Source organism: Exiguobacterium sp. s161 (assembly GCF_018619045.1).
GTDB classification, from domain to species: domain Bacteria; phylum Bacillota; class Bacilli; order Exiguobacteriales; family Exiguobacteriaceae; genus Exiguobacterium_A; species Exiguobacterium_A indicum.
Genome location: NZ_JACSNH010000001.1, coordinates 1,326,074 through 1,341,015 on the forward strand (window position 1 = coordinate 1,326,074; position 14,942 = coordinate 1,341,015).

A 14,942-nucleotide genomic window follows, 5' to 3' on the forward strand; every position below is an offset into this window, starting at 1 on the left:
ACTAAATCACGAGTGAAAGAAACTACGGTATAGAAAGAGTGAACGATACATGGCAACTACACTAGAAGTAGCACAACGCGATCAGTTGATCGTTGATACAGAAAAAGGATTACGGATGAACTACCGCGCGATCAAGAAGGACGTGCGTAGCATGTTCACGACGTACTTGACACGCAATGAGTTCTTCATCTTGAAGTCCCTTTGTGCGAACAGTCCGCAAATCGCCTCTGCCCTCTCGCAAGAGTTCCAATTCTCAGCGAGCATGATCACGGCATTAGCAGACGAATTGACGAAAAAAGAGTTGATCTCGCGTGAGCGAAGCGAACTCGATCGTCGTGTCGTCGAACTCCGCGCCACTCCAAAAGGCATCGAGCTCTATGAAAAACTCGAATCGATGAAGATGGATTACCTCGCAGACGTCTTCGAGGACTTCACGGATCAGGAACTGGAGTTGTTCCGTTCGCTCTTAACGAAGCTTGAAAAAACAGTCTAAGCTGTTCAATCGAACGGATCCGGTCAGGACGACCGGGTCCGTTTTTTATTTTATTCAGAAGGAGGAAACACGATGTTTGATTTCGAATCGGTGCAACAGTTACGACAGACGGGGCAATATGAAGCAGCGAAGGCTGTCGTCCGTCAGTATGTCGAGACGGCACCTAACGACCCGACCGTCCTCTATCAGATGGCGTGGTGTCATGATAGTCTCGGTGAGGAACATGCTGCTGTTCCCTATTACGAACAAGCCCTAGCGCTCGGTCTTACAGGTAAGGACCGTCTGCAGGCATATATCGGGCTCGGCAGTACATATCGTGTCATCGGTCAGTTCAACGTTGCGTCAGACGTGTTTCATCGTGCGCTCCTTGAGTTTCCGGACGCCCATGCCTTACAAGCCTTCCTTGCGATGACGGAGTACAATCTCGGTCAAGCCGATCAGGCAATCGGTCGGTTGCTAAAGAGTCTTGCTACGACGTCGTCAGACACATCGATCCAGACATTTGACCGAGCAATCCGTTATTATGCCGATCATTTGGACGAGATCGTCAAAGAATGAACGGCAACGGTTGACGAGTGCTCGTTTTGCACAGCATAATGTAACAGCCAAGCGGACTCACTTTTGGCAGGAAAGGAAGTTAAGGATGTCATCAAAAAAAGTATGGACAGTAGAAGGTTACGAAGAACAAGGGCAAGAAAAACACGGCAAGGCAAGCAAGTCAGAGACCTATACGACTGAAGCCGATGCTAAGAAAGCTGCTAAAAAGATGGCGGATCAAAATGATCATCTCGACGTCTACGTCATTTATACGAGTACGGTAAACGGTAAAACAGAAGAACGATTCTTCAATTCGAACGGCAAGTATAGTGAAGAAGGCTTCGAGTGGTAATCTCTATTTTCATCTTAAGATTCACCTATAAAAACAACGGGTTCGTCTCTTCTTAAAAAGAAACGAACCCGTTGTTTTTTAATCATGAATTTGCCCTTCATACCAAAGCGGGATGTCCCGCTGAAATCCAGCATGATCCTGAATGATTCGCTGGACACGTCGTTGCATCGCTTGCATTCCGTCTGCATCGAACCGCTTCGCCCAGACGAGTGCCGAGAAGACGACCATTGCCATGTAAAGACTATACATTCGCCAAAAGTCGGACGGTACTTCGTTCTCAAAGTATCCATCGATCATCTGACAGGCAAATACCGGACTCGTCTCGACCTGAAACAGACCACATTTGACGAAGTCATGCCACGGATCGCCATAATCATGGTTCCCGTAATCAAGGAAGGCGGAAAGATGCCCATCCTCGACAAGGAGATTATCGAGATGAACATCATCATGTTGCAATCGATTCGGACGTGCCTGAAGTAACGGAATCCGCTTGCTAATGAATCGATCCAGACGCTCGATCCACGTTGGCTCAAGCAACCCATCAATCGCCACGCGATAGCGATCGTGTTTCGCCTGACAACGTTCGCTCCATGACGTTATTCCGCTCGGTGCGGTGACGTCATGAATGCGTCTCAACGCTCGCCCTGTCTCCTGACCGAGTCGGGGTGCTAATTCCGGTGACTCCTCGAGCACGCTTCGAACGGTTTTTCCGGGTAGGTACGGATAGATGCCGTAAGCGGTCGTTGCGGTCCGTCCGGTCGCTAGCGGTAAGGCATGAGACAATCCTGCTTGTTTTGGAATCGCTAAAGCGGCTTCTCGTTCGAATTGACGACTTGACGGGTCCGTCACGACCTTGACGATGTAGTGCGCTGTTGCCGTCTTGACGGACCAGACGGCTTGGCGCGATCGACCAGATAACTGTCTTTCGCTCACAACGTGCGTGAGTAAGGGATGCAAAGGTAACATGAAGACTCCTTTCTGACATCAAAAAGAGGACGCATCCTGCGTCCTCTTCGTCATGCCTGTGGAATGTAGCCAGCAATGATCTCAAGCAGATCGGCATACGCTGTCTCAAAATCGATGTTTTCAATCATATAATCATAATGATCGCGGTCTTTCCACGCTTCCTCGTAATCAACGAGTCGCGCTTCAAACTCCGGTGTATCCCCGCGCATCAACAGTCGTTCCTTCATCAAGTCGGGTGGGACCGAGACGAAAATCGTGATCACTTGGTCGCCAAACAAACGCTTGAAGTTCGCCGCCCCTTTCGGATCAATGTCCTTGATGACGATTTGATCCTGTTCGAGGACATCGACATACGCTTGACGCGGTGTCCCGTACCACGCCCGGTGGACGTGGGCGTATTCGATGAAGCCGTCGTCTTGGATCAATTGTTGGAACGTCTTGACGTCGACGAAATGATAGCTTGCTCCATCAATCTCCGTCGGTCGTTTCGGTCGGGTCGTCACCGACGGGATGAACCGGACGTGCGCGTATTCCGTCCGCAGACGTTTGATCAGGGAGGACTTTCCGCTGCCCGATCCACCAATCAAGAGAATGATTTTACCTGACATCGTTTTCCCCCTGTTGTTGTGTCGTGAAGTAACCTGTAAAGCGAAGAGCGAACTGTTCCAGTTCACTATCGACGACCGTTCCGTAAATCGGTCGGATGACGATTAAATAGCGTTCGTACGAGATGATCCGGGATGTCTCGTTTCGTGTCATCTGGACTTGTTCTTCCGGATAACTCTCGACGTAATACCAATCGACCGCAATTCGTTCATCGGATGGGGTCTCATAGATCCAGGTCACCGTCGTTCCATCCGCAGGAAGGGTGCTTTTCAAGGTGAAGCGCTGAATCTGCTTCAGTTCCCGTTTCGCTGACGCAAGTCCTGCCTGATAATCCGCAGGGCGCATCGGTGTCGTTGTCACTTGCTTCGGTTTTGGTTCCGGCAAGCGGGCAAAGCCAAGCTGAAGTCCGACGAATAAAGCGACGAGCGACAAACTGATGACGAATACGTATTCCTTGCGCATCCCTTCCTCCTCCTCATCCTTCGAGTGTATCGCGCATCCCTTTTGGATCATTGACGATGACGGCGTCGACGCCGATCCGCTGCATCTGCCGGACATCCTCGACCGTCTTCGGGGTATAGACCCGGACCGTGACGTCTTGCGCATGAGCGAACGCGACGTCCGCTTCCGTCACCCGTCGATAATCGGGATGGATCCCGGTCGCACCAATTCGGAGGGCTTGTTCTTCCGGATGATAGATCGGATACGGATAGAGAATCGCCGTCTCGACGCTTGGGTCGAGCTTCCGGATCAAGGCAACCGAATAATGGTTGAACGAACTGAATAACAATCGGTCGGTCGCGATGCCGTGCGCTGCACAGCGTTCAAGGACATACGCTTCAAGCCCGTCATAGCGGATCGTATCCGTCTTCAGCTCGATGTTGAGCCGCAGGGTCACTGGTGCAAGGATTGCGAGGACTTCGTCAAGCGTCGGAATCTTCGTCTTGATCGGTTCCCCTTTGAATCGTGCTCCAGCATCCAGCGCCTGCAGTTCGGCAACCGTCATGTCGATGACGCGCCCCTTCCCGTTCGTCGTCCGGTTGACGGTCTCATCGTGAATGATGACACCGACACCGTCCTTTGAGAAATGGACATCGAATTCGACCCCATCGACGTCGTCTTCAATCGCAGCAGCGATGGCTTCGAGCGTGTTCTCCGGAAAACGGTCACTGACGCCGCGGTGTGCAAACCATAACATCAGAGTGCCTCGACGACACGCGTGTATTTCTTCGTCAAGTAGTTGACGAGTGGTGCGACAGAGATCGATTGACCCGTTGCTGCTTCGATCAGTTCAGCAGGTGTCTTCGATTTCCCGTGACGGTGGATGTTCTCTTTCAGCCAGCCTTTAATTGGAGCGAGTGTTCCCGCCGCGATTAGACCATCGACGTTATCGACGTCACGACGAAGCGCTTCGTTCAGCTGTGCCGCATAAACGAGACCGAGCGCGTAACTTGGGAAGTAACCGAACGAGCCACCTGACCAATGGACGTCCTGTAAGACGCCTTTTGCGTCACTCGGCACATCCACACCGAGATACTCTTTATAGAGGCGGTTCCATTCTTGCGGAAGATCCTTGACTTCGAGCTCTTTCGTCATCAAGCGTTTTTCCAGCTCATAGCGGATGATGATATGAAGCGCATACGTCAATTCATCGGCTTCGATCCGAATCAGTGACGGTTTGACTTCATTGACCGCGGCATAGAAGCGTTCGAACGGAACGTCAGCCAGTGACGGAATCGCTTGTTGTAAGCCATGATAACGTGCGTCGAGGAAACCTTGGTTGCGTCCGATGAAGTTCTCAAAGAACAGTGATTGTGATTCGTGAATCCCCATCGAAGCCCCGTCACCAAGACCGAGTGAATCGAGTTCCGGTTCGATCCCTTGCTCATACGTCGCGTGTCCGGCTTCATGCATCGTGCCGAAGACGGAGTTCCGGTAGTCGTTCTCATCGTATTTCGTCGTGATGCGCGCGTCCTTCCGGTTGATCGTCGTCTGGAACGGATGGACCGTCTCATCCAAGCGACCAGACGTGAAGTCATAGCCGATATCGCGGAGCCACTCTTGGTTCAAGGCGATCTGTGTCTCGCGGTCCGCTGACCAGTCAAGCTTCGGGAAGTCTTTTCCTTCGAGCTGACCGAGCAAACCGATGATCGCTTGACGGAGTTCCGCAAACAATGGATCGAGTGTCGCGACCGTCATCCCAGGTTCATAGTCATGCAGGAGCGCGTCATACGGGTGCGCGTCATAACCCCAATACTCAACAAACTGGCGCTCCATCGCGACGATTTTCTCGAGATATGGTTCAAACATCGACCAATCATTCGCGTCCTTCGCCTTTTCCCAGACGCTCTCTGCCTCAGAGATCAACGTGATGAACGTTTGATACTCGGCTTCTGGAATCTTCGAGTCGCGATCGAATGCTTCTTTTGCTTTCGCGAACGAGATCGCTTCGATGCCCGTCAGCGTCTCTTGCTCCATCGCTGCCAGTAATTGTTGGTACGTTTTTCCTGTCCGGCGACGGAAGCTCTCTGTTGAGAGGAATCCGATTGAAGCGGAACGGTTCGCTGCACCTTGATCCGGCATGTATGTCCGCATATCCCAGTATAGTAATGCGACGGCTTCTTCGTATGCGCGAAGACCATCAAAATGGTCGCGCCATTGTTGTGTCGTTGACATGATTAGAGACCCCCTTGAAGTATGTAACAGTGTAGCATTTTTAGCATATCACAAAATGTTCAAAACTTTCACACACGAATGATTTTTGAAACTTTTCCCGTCAGATGAGCGTATAATGAACATACGATCAAGCAGAGCGAAAGGAAGTGGCAACAGTGAAGACAGACGCTGAGTTAGCCGATTTGATTCAGTTGAAAGAAACGGGACCGGTCTGTACGATCGAACATCTCCCAAAAGAGCTCGACTGGATCGGCACCGGTCGTAGCGCCTATGTATTCCGGGTTCGTGGCACCGACCGCGTCATCAAGAAGTTCTATCCGTCATTTCGTCCTCTCGCTGAGTTAGAAGGCGGCATTTATGAACAACTGACGACGTTTTCGACGTATGCGAGGATGTTCGAATATGGACCCGATTACCTTGTGCTCGAATACATCGAGGGACAAACGTTATTCGAATGCCTCGTCAGCGGGACCTATATTCCAGAATCCGTCTTAACGACTGTCGATGCAGCGCTAGCAGAGGCACGCGCCGTAGGTCTTAATCCATCAGATATTCATCTACGCAATATTTTGTTAACGGCAAATGGAACACGGATCATCGATGTCGCAAGGTTCCGTCAAACCGAACCGTGTACACAATGGGATGATTTGAAGAAAGCCTACCAGTATGTCTATGCAAAACCGTTCTTCCCGAAAAAACTGAGCGAGACGTTCCTCAATACGATCGCTGATGTCTATAAGGGACGCTTGTTCGAATCGATTCGAAAGACCGGTTAATTGAAAACGCGATGCTCCTCCTTGTGAGGAAACATCGCGTTTTTTCGTTGATTATTGGATGCGATGTGAGACAGCATCCGCAAAACGAAACGTATTCTTACCGTCTTTTTTTGCGGCATATAACGCACGGTCTGCCTGTTGAATGATCGTTTTTAGCTTAATGGTTTCATCATCAAATAGCACGATCCCGATGCTGGTCGAGACAGCGTATGGCGTCTGCCATGTTCCAAGTTTCTGAAGGAGCTGCTGCGCAATTCGTTCGTACTCCTTTTTCGTCTTCTGATGGGTGAAACGAATCAAGAACTCGTCTCCCCCGATCCGGACAGAAAACGCGTCTTTATAAGAACGTGTACTATCCTGTAGTCGTTTCGCGACGTCGATCAAGACTTTGTCGCCGGTCTCATGCCCATACACGTCGTTCACTTGCTTGAATCCGTCGAGATCAAGATAAAACAGCGCACCGGAATGTTGCTGTTCCGTTTCCCACTGTCTCGTCAAATAACGTCGGTTATACAATTGTGTTAGCGTGTCCTTCCATGCAAACTGTTCGAGCTCAAGGTAATACGAAAACAGTTTCGCGATCCGTTGGAGAAGTTGAATGCTCTTCTCTTCGAATTGACTTGCTTCATCATGGACAGCGCACAACGTACCAAAGGTTTGACCATTCGTTAAACTGATTGGAATCCCGAGATAGGACTCGATCTGTAACGCTTTTAATGCGTCCTGCATATCTTCTAAGCGCTCGTCATCGCTAATGGACTCATACCAGATGGGTTCGTTCTGTTCGAAATTGATGTGACGACAAAGTGTCTTTTCCATCTCAAACACTTGTCCTGCTCGAATCTCGATTCGTTGATGATCATTTGAGAGTCGTAAAATCATCTGTTGGTTTTCTTCGATCGTCGTTAAATATAACAATTGATCAGGTAGAATCTCTTTCGCTAATTCCAATACATCATCTGCCAGTTCGTTAAAATTCCGATACAGTGTCATTTCTTGCAACGTACCACACCTCATTCGTTATTTGTTCTTTTTATATCATAAGTTTCAGGAAGAAGCCCATCGATTGCACAATCCTTATATTTTCCAGTCGCATTGTGAATCATCACCCATACAGTCCTTCTTGAATCATACCGACCTTCTGCATGATTCCTCCTGCTGGAGCTTTATCGATATTATGGGCGACTGAAACCTTATAAAGGAGCATTTCTTGAAAACCAAAGACAAGGACTGCAGCTAATTCCTCGCTACCATTTCCATTGTTCCCCTAGTCGTATCCGATACTATAACCGTTGTCGCCTCGAAAGCGAATAGATCGATGACATTAATCAACATACCACTGCGATTCTCTTTCATCCTCCATTAGCAAAAAGTGTCTTCATCATAAGAAGTTAGGATTTCCGTTACGCGTGCCTTCGTTTGCGCCATCATTTCGTGTGGTCCCTTGATCAAATGACGTATGACACGATTGTCCGATAATCCATTCTAAACATCGCTTCCGTATCAGCCAGTCGGATTTTTCGTAATCGGAGCCGTTTAGTATGTAATGCCGTACTCCCTTGAAACCGATTCATTTTATTTTAACAGCAATGAGGTATTTGAAATAAAATCATTTTGATTAAACAAGTTGAAAGACGATCATGCTTGCGACAGCTAATAGACGTATATTCGTCTCACAATCAAAGTCAAGTTGCGCCCCGTGTAGTGAACCCGTCGCAATGCAGTCCCCGTTTTGATAAACGCCGATCTTTCTCGTGACTGTCGAGGAACGAATTTGATACTCCTGACCGGCATACGAGACGAGTAAGACTTCTTGTAGTCGCAATTGCTGACGAAGTGCCGGATCGGTACGGATTGTACCGACGTCACGTCCATCTTTACGAATCACGAAATGTGTCGTATTGCGAAGCCATTTCGTTCTCGTTTCTTTAATTTGAAGAAGGGTTCCTTCTCCGTCGAACGTTACATCGAGGAAAAACGATTCAAACTTCTTGAAGCGCACAAGGATTGCCTGCCACCAAGTGGCATAACGTCGTGAGAACGTCAGCCATTGTTCATGCGCGAGAGGGTCGCCCGGTCCGCTAAGTGAACGGACACCCCTGCCTCTCGTCCACGATAACGCAAATCACGCCGGATTTGCCACCATTCGACTCCACCGATCAAGAAAGCGACGCCCGTTAAACCAAGTAATCCATAAAACTCACGTGGAGCAAGTTCCCACGTCGTCAGGTAATGTCCGATCAAAGCGAAAAAGCATAAAACAATCAATGATAGACTCTGCACCATAAACCTTTTACACCTCCAACTTTATTTTTCCATAAAACGTCAAAAAAGTCCTCCTTTCACATGGAAAGGAGGACTAAATCAGAGGGTCGCGGCGACTTCTTGTAAGTCATCCGCTGTCTCAGCAATCGCTTCTGCAATCTTACGCATGCCTTCGATCGTGCCGGCGACATCCTTCGTATCGGTCGATAGTTCATGAATTTGCCGCGAGACATTGTCGGTCTGTTCCGAAATCCGTGAGAAGGCACGGACGACTTGTTGCATCTCTGTCGTCGTCCGGACGACCGCTGTCTCCGTCGTTCCCATCCGCTCTGAGACGACGAGCATCTTTTGTGTAATCTCTTGGGCGATCCGCGACGTCTCTGTTGCCGACTGTTTACTCTCTTCGGCAAGCTTCCGAATTTCTTGCGCAACGACGGTGAACCCGCGTCCCATCTCCCCGGCACGTGCCGCTTCGATCGAGGCGTTCAAGCTGAGAAGGTTCGTCTGATCAGAAATCGTCGTCACCATCCCAGCGATCCGTTCGATTTCCTGCGACAGACGGGACAGTTCAGCGACTTGTTCGGTCGTCCGTGACAAATCTGCAACGACATGTTCAAAGCGACGTGTCTCCTCTTCGACGAGGACGACACCCGCTTCTGCTTCACTGACCGCTTCCGTCAACTGGATCGAAATCGCGTTTGTCGTCGTTGAGACGTGTTTGGCGTGCCGTTCAATCTCCTGGAAGTTCGCTGACGACTCCTCACTCATCGCAGCGAGTTCCTCGGTCGATTTTTGAACGCCATCCCCGACGTGTTGTTTTGCTGTCGCGATCGCTTGGCGTTCTTCATCGATTTGATCCTCATACATCGTCATGACGATTTGTTGTTCGAGGTTGAAGAGTTTGCCCGCTGCCCGCATGATTCGGACGCGCTCTGCTTCCGGCCAAGCACTGTCGTCAATCTTCTCACTGAGAACGTTCCAGACTTTTTGGAATGCGGCGATATACCATTTATTATGCAAACCGATTTGAACATGCCGCTCAGCGATTCGGCGCCGAGCTTCGATGTAGTCCATTGTCACCTGACCATCGAACATTTGCAGGATGTGCCGAGCGAGGGTGCCTTTCAATCGTTCGAGTGTCGAATGCTGTTCAATCAACTGACGGAGAGACGGAACCCGGACCAGCTCCTCGTAGAACGCATCGACCATGCTCGGCATCCAACGGGATACATCTTCGCGGATGACTCGTGCAATTTGTAAATCGATGGCGTGTAGACCGATTAGACGTAATTGTTCATGTAAGGATGCTGGAACATTCAATATGACATGCGTGTGTTCGACTTCAATGAGCGCGTCAAAGGAAGGTGATGCTGATTTCGCGAACCATTTCATATGCTTCTCTCCCTCGTTTATTTGTGAACTTCATTCCTTATATCGTCTCGAACTTCTAACAATTGAATGGAAAATCACAATAATTATGTATAACCTTGAACGTTTGTTGATTAAAGAGACCACTTTCCTGAGCATCTAGTAGATATACTCTCGCTTTATCGCCAAATCTTATCGATTCGCGAGCTCGTCGGTCTGGAATATTATCATACTTCTCTTTGATGAACGCGCTAAGACCTCGTTTGATAAAAGAAGACCCGCCAGCTCAGTAGATTGAACTACTAAGCAAAACGGGTCTTTCTGTTAACGCGCCGTCACTGTTAACTTGACATCCTGAATCTGGTATTGAGCAGAACGCAAAATCTCAAGCGTAAACGCCTCATCTGTAACGAGGGTTCCCTCTTCAAAAGCGGCCGTCCGTGATTGGATATACCCACCAATCGTGTCGACTGCATCTGATTCAGTGAAACGAAGACCAAATCGTTCTTCGATCTCAACTAATAGGACGGTTCCGGCCAAACGGTACGATCCGTCCGGTAACTGTTCGATATCAGCTTGCTCCGCTTCATCGAATTCATCTCGGATATCACCGACGATTTCCTCCAAAATGTCCTCCATCGTGATCAAACCGGATGTCCCACCATACTCATCGATGACGAGAGCGATGTGTGACCGTGTCTGCTTCATCTTCAAGAGCGTTTCTTGCAGCGGTCTCAATTCCGAGACGACCGGCAACGGTTTAAGGAACGATGCAAGTTCTCGTTCGTCTTGTACCGCGTGATGGGCGAGCACTTCCTTGACGTTGATATAACCACTAATCCGGTCCTTATCCGTTCCTTCACTGACCGGGTAACGTGTATACGGATTGTCAGACATCGTCTGTAATAGATTTTCCCAACTCATCTCGTCCGAAATGACCATCATGTTCATCCGTGGCACCATGATGTCACGTGTGACACGCTCATCAAACGCAAAGACGTTTTGCATCAAGGCGAGTTCCGATTGATTGATCTCACCACTTTGAAAACTTTGAGCCATGATGATCTTCAACTCTTCTTCGGAATGGGCTTGTTCGTGACCGGCTGGTTTCACACCGAACATCCGCAAGAGGACACGGGCCGAACCGTTCATGATCCAGATGAATGGATACATGACTTTTCCGAATACATAGAGTGACGGCGCCAGTAATAACGTCATCCGTTCCGCATACTGGATCGCGAGCGTCTTCGGTGCGAGTTCTCCGATGACGACGTGGAGAAACGTGACGAAGATGAAAGCGATACTGTATGAGAGAAGCGTTGAGAGCGCAACGGCGACACCGAGTTCATCAAAGACCGGTGTCAACAATTTCTCGACGGTCGGTTTTCCGAGTGCACCCAGACCAAGTGCAGTGATCGTAATACCAAGCTGACAGGCCGACAAGTAATAATCGAGATCTCCTGCGACCTTCTTCGCAAGTACTGCTCCCTTTTTTCCTTCTTGCACCATCTGGTCGAGACGTGACATCCGGACTTTAACGACAGCAAATTCCGAACCGACGAAAAACGCAGTCAAACCAATCAATACGACGAGCAACAACAAATTCAGTGTTAAGACGATGTCCAACTTGTATCCCCCTAGAAGCGGGGGATCACCTCCTTTTGATTTTAAACTGTACAGTATAACGTGACACTTGATAAGAGTGTACGATGCTTTTTCTTCAAACGCAACCAATATCACTTCGTTGAAGTTCAGACGACCATTAATCATGTACCTGTAATACTAGGTTTCTCTTATTTAGTTACCGGTTATATAAGAGCTATGCGCGTAAGAAACTTGAGATGAAGCTTTTACATTCATGAACATCTCGAACTTGAAAGACCAATTTGGGGAGAGGTAGTGCTTAGTATGGAAAAAACAAACAGAGGCTTTTCGTCGCATTTCCGAGCGGAAGCGGACGGAGCAGGTCGTAACATCTCATGGAGCTCGATTTTTGCAGGTGTGGTATCATTTCTATCTTTATTGATCTTATTTAGTTTAATCGGTTTAGCAATCGGACTCGGCGTCACGGACGTCACGTCGAATAACCCGTTCGATGGTGTCGGAACCGGCTTGATCATCTGGGCAATCCTTTCATTGCTCATCTCGCTATTCGTTGCCGGATTCGTCTCCGGTGTGACGTCGGCACGTGCCGGTCTCGTCCACGGTTTCTTGACATGGTCGACGAGCGTCATCCTACTGTTCGCTCTCTTGACGTTCACGACGGTCAATACGTTACAATCGGTCGGCTCACTACTCGGTACGGTCGGTGGTGCGGCTGGTAACGGTATCGGATCCGTTGCTTCGACGGCGCAAGACGCTGCGACGAAAGGATTCGATTCGATTACGAAAAACGTGTCACAAGTTGATACGAAAGAACTTGAAGGGAACGTCGACGAAATCTTAAAAGATACGGACATCAAAGAATTGCAACCAGGTTACTTGCAGAACGAACTTGACGCTGTTCAAGAAGACGTCACGGCTGCTGGTAAGGAAGCGATCACGAAACCAGAGAACTTCGATACGATCGTCCAGGATCTCGGTGATTCGTTGACAGCACGAGCTGAAAAAATCGAGAAATCAGTCGATGAAGATAAAATCGCTGATGCTGTTGCGAAAAACACCGATTTGACAGGTGCTGAAGCGGAAGAAGCGACGCAAAACATCGTTGATGGTCTCAACACGGCATCAAAAGAAACGACTCAACAAATTGAGACTGCGAAACAAACGCTTGATGAAACATCCGCTGACCTCAAGAAAACGGTCCAAGATGTCCGCGAGCAAACAGAACAAGCGACACAAACGGCGTCAAAAGTTTCAATCTGGGCGTTCGTCGGACTGCTTCTGACTCTTATCTTCACGTCATTCGCAGGAATCGTCGGCTCACGCGTCGCAACACGCGGTCGTGTCATGAATAAATAATGATTCTTCCTTAACTGATTCCGCCTTCGCGGAGTCAGTTTTTTTGTGCGGTAAGACAATCTGATTGACTACATTTGAAATTTGCTGTTACAGTGTTACCTAACGACCGTTAGGAAGGTGATTCATCTGAAAGCTCAACAATTGTTACAGACGAGCATCCATCATTTTGCCGCGCATGGCTATGAAGGGGCATCGCTGCAAGAAATTGCGACAGAGGTCGGCATAAAAAAGCCATCGATCTATGCGCACTATAAAGGGAAGGACGATCTGTTCCTGCAAGCGACGACGTACGCCCTGCAAGAACAAAAGCGCCGCTTCGCAACGTATTTCACGAATACGCGACAGCAGCCGCTCGAGCAATCGCTGCACGGCTTCTTCGATTGGTTCATTTCGGAACAGCAAGACGATATCCTGATGCGATTCATCCTTCGGGCTGCCTATTTTCCACCGGAGAAGCTCGAACAAGAAATGACGGACCGCTTCAATCCGTTTTTCGATTCACTGCACGATCTATTAACGCGATTACTACGCGAACGAGACCGAACGGAACAGATTCTCTATTCGACGGATTACAAAAGTGCCGCTCTCGCCTATCTGACAGTTGCGGAAGGTACGCTGACGGAACTCGTCTACAACGGTGTCGACGCGTTTCACGCTCGACAGCAAGCTGTCTGGCCGATCGTCTGGCGCGGTATGTCAAAAACGATTTAATTCTATTGAGGTGAACTATGCAAAACAATACATTGATTTTAAGTACACTCCTGCTCAACTTATTCATCGCCTTTTTAGGTATCGGACTCGTCATTCCCGTCACACCGACGATCATGAACGAGTTGAACATCTCCGGGGCGACAGTCGGTTACATGGTTTCCGCCTTTGCCTTTGCGCAACTGATTCTTTCACCACTCGCGGGACGTGCCGTTGACAAGTACGGACGTAAACCGATGATCATCATCGGTTTATTCATCTTCAGCATGTCCGAGCTCTTATTCGGTCTCGGTCAAAGCGTCGAAGTCCTGTTCGCGTCACGGATTCTCGGTGGTGTCAGTGCGGCTTTCATTATGCCAGCCGTCACGGCATTCATCGCTGATATCACGACGAACGAGACTCGTCCGAAAGCGCTCGGATATATGTCTGCTGCCATCTCGACCGGTTTCATCATCGGACCGGGGATCGGTGGGTTCCTCGCTGACCTCGGCTCGCGGACGCCGTTCTTCTTTGCTGCTGCGTTCGGTTTGACAGCGATGGTGTTATCCGTCTTTACGCTTAAGGAACCGGAACGTCACTACGAGACAACGACGGTCAAACAACAGACGGGTTTCCGGAAAGTCTTCAGTCCGCTCTATTTCATCGCTTTTCTTGTTCTGTTGATCTCATCGTTCGGTCTTGCCTCATTCGAGTCGTTATTCGCCTTGTTCGTCGACCGGAAGTTCGGCTTCACGGCGAAGGACATTGCGCTTGCGATTTCTCTCGGTGCGATTGTCGGCGTCATCGTCCAAGTTGGACTGTTCGATCGTTTGACACGCTGGTTCGGTGAGATTCGGTTGATCCGGTACAGCTTGATCGGTTCGACACTGCTCGTCGTCTTGATGACGTTCGTGACGAACTATCTCTCGATCATTCTCGTGACGATGGTCGTCTTCGTCGGTTTCGACTTGATGCGACCCGCTGTCACGACCTATCTTTCGAAGATTGCCGGAAATGAACAGGGATTCGTCGGCGGAATGAACTCGATGTTTACGAGCATCGGCAACATTCTCGGACCGATCGTTGGTGGAATACTCTTTGACGTCAATTTGAACTATCCGTTCTATTTTGCGACAGCCATGCTCGCAGTCGGTATTTTCCTGACGTATTTCTGGCGTGCACCACGCGCTGAAGCAACCGAAGCAGATCGATTGTCTTCTTAAAAAACAGCACCGTTTCCATCACTGGAAGCGGG

At 49.2% G+C, this 14,942-nt stretch carries 17 protein-coding genes; 7 read left to right on the forward strand and 10 right to left on the reverse strand.

All coding sequences use genetic code 11. The features are described 5' to 3' along the window. Positions 1–49: 49 nt before the first annotated feature. The 3 genes from KNQ14_RS06720 (at position 50) to KNQ14_RS06730 (ending at position 1,382) form a co-directional block, all read left to right on the forward strand. On the forward strand, positions 50–493 hold the full coding sequence (locus tag KNQ14_RS06720) for a MarR family winged helix-turn-helix transcriptional regulator (protein ID WP_214860195.1): 444 nt from the start codon (positions 50–52) through the stop codon (positions 491–493). Positions 494–565: 72 nt separating this feature from the next. Further along, entirely contained in the window at positions 566–1,051 is a 486-nt protein-coding gene (locus KNQ14_RS06725) for a tetratricopeptide repeat protein (RefSeq protein ID WP_214860197.1), read from the forward strand. Positions 1,052–1,136: 85 nt separating this feature from the next. Then, entirely contained in the window at positions 1,137–1,382 is a 246-nt protein-coding gene (locus KNQ14_RS06730) for a hypothetical protein (protein ID WP_029341681.1), read from the forward strand. Between the two features lie 78 nt (positions 1,383–1,460). Here the strand turns inward: KNQ14_RS06730 and KNQ14_RS06735 are convergent, their stop codons facing one another. The 5 genes from KNQ14_RS06735 to KNQ14_RS06755 are packed head-to-tail and all read right to left on the reverse strand — an operon-like array spanning position 1,461 to position 5,630. Then, the gene (locus KNQ14_RS06735) at positions 1,461–2,348 is read right to left on the reverse strand and encodes a phosphotransferase family protein (protein ID WP_214860199.1); all 888 of its coding nucleotides are present in this window, start codon (positions 2,346–2,348) and stop codon (positions 1,461–1,463) included. A gap of 50 nt (positions 2,349–2,398) precedes the next feature. Continuing rightward, complete coding sequence (locus KNQ14_RS06740) at positions 2,399–2,956, reverse strand: guanylate kinase (RefSeq protein WP_029341679.1); 558 nt, start codon at positions 2,954–2,956, stop codon at positions 2,399–2,401. Beyond that, a complete protein-coding gene (locus KNQ14_RS06745) occupies positions 2,946–3,416 on the reverse strand; it encodes a hypothetical protein (protein ID WP_023468285.1) in 471 nt (156 codons plus the stop codon). Before KNQ14_RS06745 ends, KNQ14_RS06740 begins: the two co-directional genes overlap by 11 nt. Before the next feature lie 13 nt (positions 3,417–3,429). After that, positions 3,430–4,152: a glycerophosphodiester phosphodiesterase gene (locus tag KNQ14_RS06750; protein WP_064300967.1), complete on the reverse strand. Its 723-nt coding sequence runs from the start codon at positions 4,150–4,152 to the stop codon at positions 3,430–3,432. Next, positions 4,152–5,630: a carboxypeptidase M32 gene (locus tag KNQ14_RS06755; protein WP_214860201.1), complete on the reverse strand. Its 1,479-nt coding sequence runs from the start codon at positions 5,628–5,630 to the stop codon at positions 4,152–4,154. Before KNQ14_RS06755 ends, KNQ14_RS06750 begins: the two co-directional genes overlap by 1 nt. 146 nt (positions 5,631–5,776) lie before the next feature. Here KNQ14_RS06755 and KNQ14_RS06760 point away from each other — a divergent pair, with 146 nt between their 5' ends. Continuing rightward, complete coding sequence (locus tag KNQ14_RS06760) at positions 5,777–6,406, forward strand: serine/threonine protein kinase (RefSeq protein WP_371743332.1); 630 nt, start codon at positions 5,777–5,779, stop codon at positions 6,404–6,406. Positions 6,407–6,457: 51 nt separating this feature from the next. On the opposite strand, the gene KNQ14_RS06765 is transcribed toward KNQ14_RS06760, so the two are convergent. The 5 genes from KNQ14_RS06765 to KNQ14_RS06785 form a co-directional block, all read right to left on the reverse strand. Then, the gene (locus KNQ14_RS06765; RefSeq protein WP_251138329.1) at positions 6,458–7,399 is read right to left on the reverse strand and encodes a sensor domain-containing diguanylate cyclase; all 942 of its coding nucleotides are present in this window, start codon (positions 7,397–7,399) and stop codon (positions 6,458–6,460) included. A gap of 625 nt (positions 7,400–8,024) precedes the next feature. Further along, positions 8,025–8,294 (reverse strand): hypothetical protein, encoded by a 270-nt coding sequence (locus KNQ14_RS06770; protein ID WP_214860204.1) that lies wholly within the window; start codon positions 8,292–8,294, stop codon positions 8,025–8,027. A 155-nt stretch (positions 8,295–8,449) separates the two neighbouring features. Then, the gene (locus tag KNQ14_RS06775) at positions 8,450–8,692 is read right to left on the reverse strand and encodes a hypothetical protein (protein ID WP_214860205.1); all 243 of its coding nucleotides are present in this window, start codon (positions 8,690–8,692) and stop codon (positions 8,450–8,452) included. A 78-nt stretch (positions 8,693–8,770) separates the two neighbouring features. Continuing rightward, entirely contained in the window at positions 8,771–10,063 is a 1,293-nt protein-coding gene (locus KNQ14_RS06780; protein WP_214860206.1) for a globin-coupled sensor protein, read from the reverse strand. 300 nt (positions 10,064–10,363) lie between these two features. Continuing rightward, positions 10,364–11,665, reverse strand: coding sequence for a hemolysin family protein (locus tag KNQ14_RS06785; RefSeq protein WP_214860207.1), 1,302 nt, complete (start codon positions 11,663–11,665; stop codon positions 10,364–10,366). A gap of 282 nt (positions 11,666–11,947) precedes the next feature. Between KNQ14_RS06785 and KNQ14_RS06790 the strand changes: the two genes are divergently transcribed. The 3 genes from KNQ14_RS06790 to KNQ14_RS06800 all read left to right on the forward strand — a co-directional run bounded on the left by KNQ14_RS06790 (position 11,948) and on the right by KNQ14_RS06800 (position 14,910). Next, the gene (locus tag KNQ14_RS06790) at positions 11,948–13,000 is read left to right on the forward strand and encodes a YrzE family protein (RefSeq protein ID WP_251138284.1); all 1,053 of its coding nucleotides are present in this window, start codon (positions 11,948–11,950) and stop codon (positions 12,998–13,000) included. A gap of 117 nt (positions 13,001–13,117) precedes the next feature. Beyond that, a complete protein-coding gene (locus KNQ14_RS06795; RefSeq protein ID WP_290722106.1) occupies positions 13,118–13,711 on the forward strand; it encodes a TetR/AcrR family transcriptional regulator in 594 nt (197 codons plus the stop codon). A 17-nt stretch (positions 13,712–13,728) separates the two neighbouring features. Continuing rightward, on the forward strand, positions 13,729–14,910 hold the full coding sequence (locus KNQ14_RS06800; protein WP_214860208.1) for an MFS transporter: 1,182 nt from the start codon (positions 13,729–13,731) through the stop codon (positions 14,908–14,910). Positions 14,911–14,942: the final 32 nt, after the last annotated feature.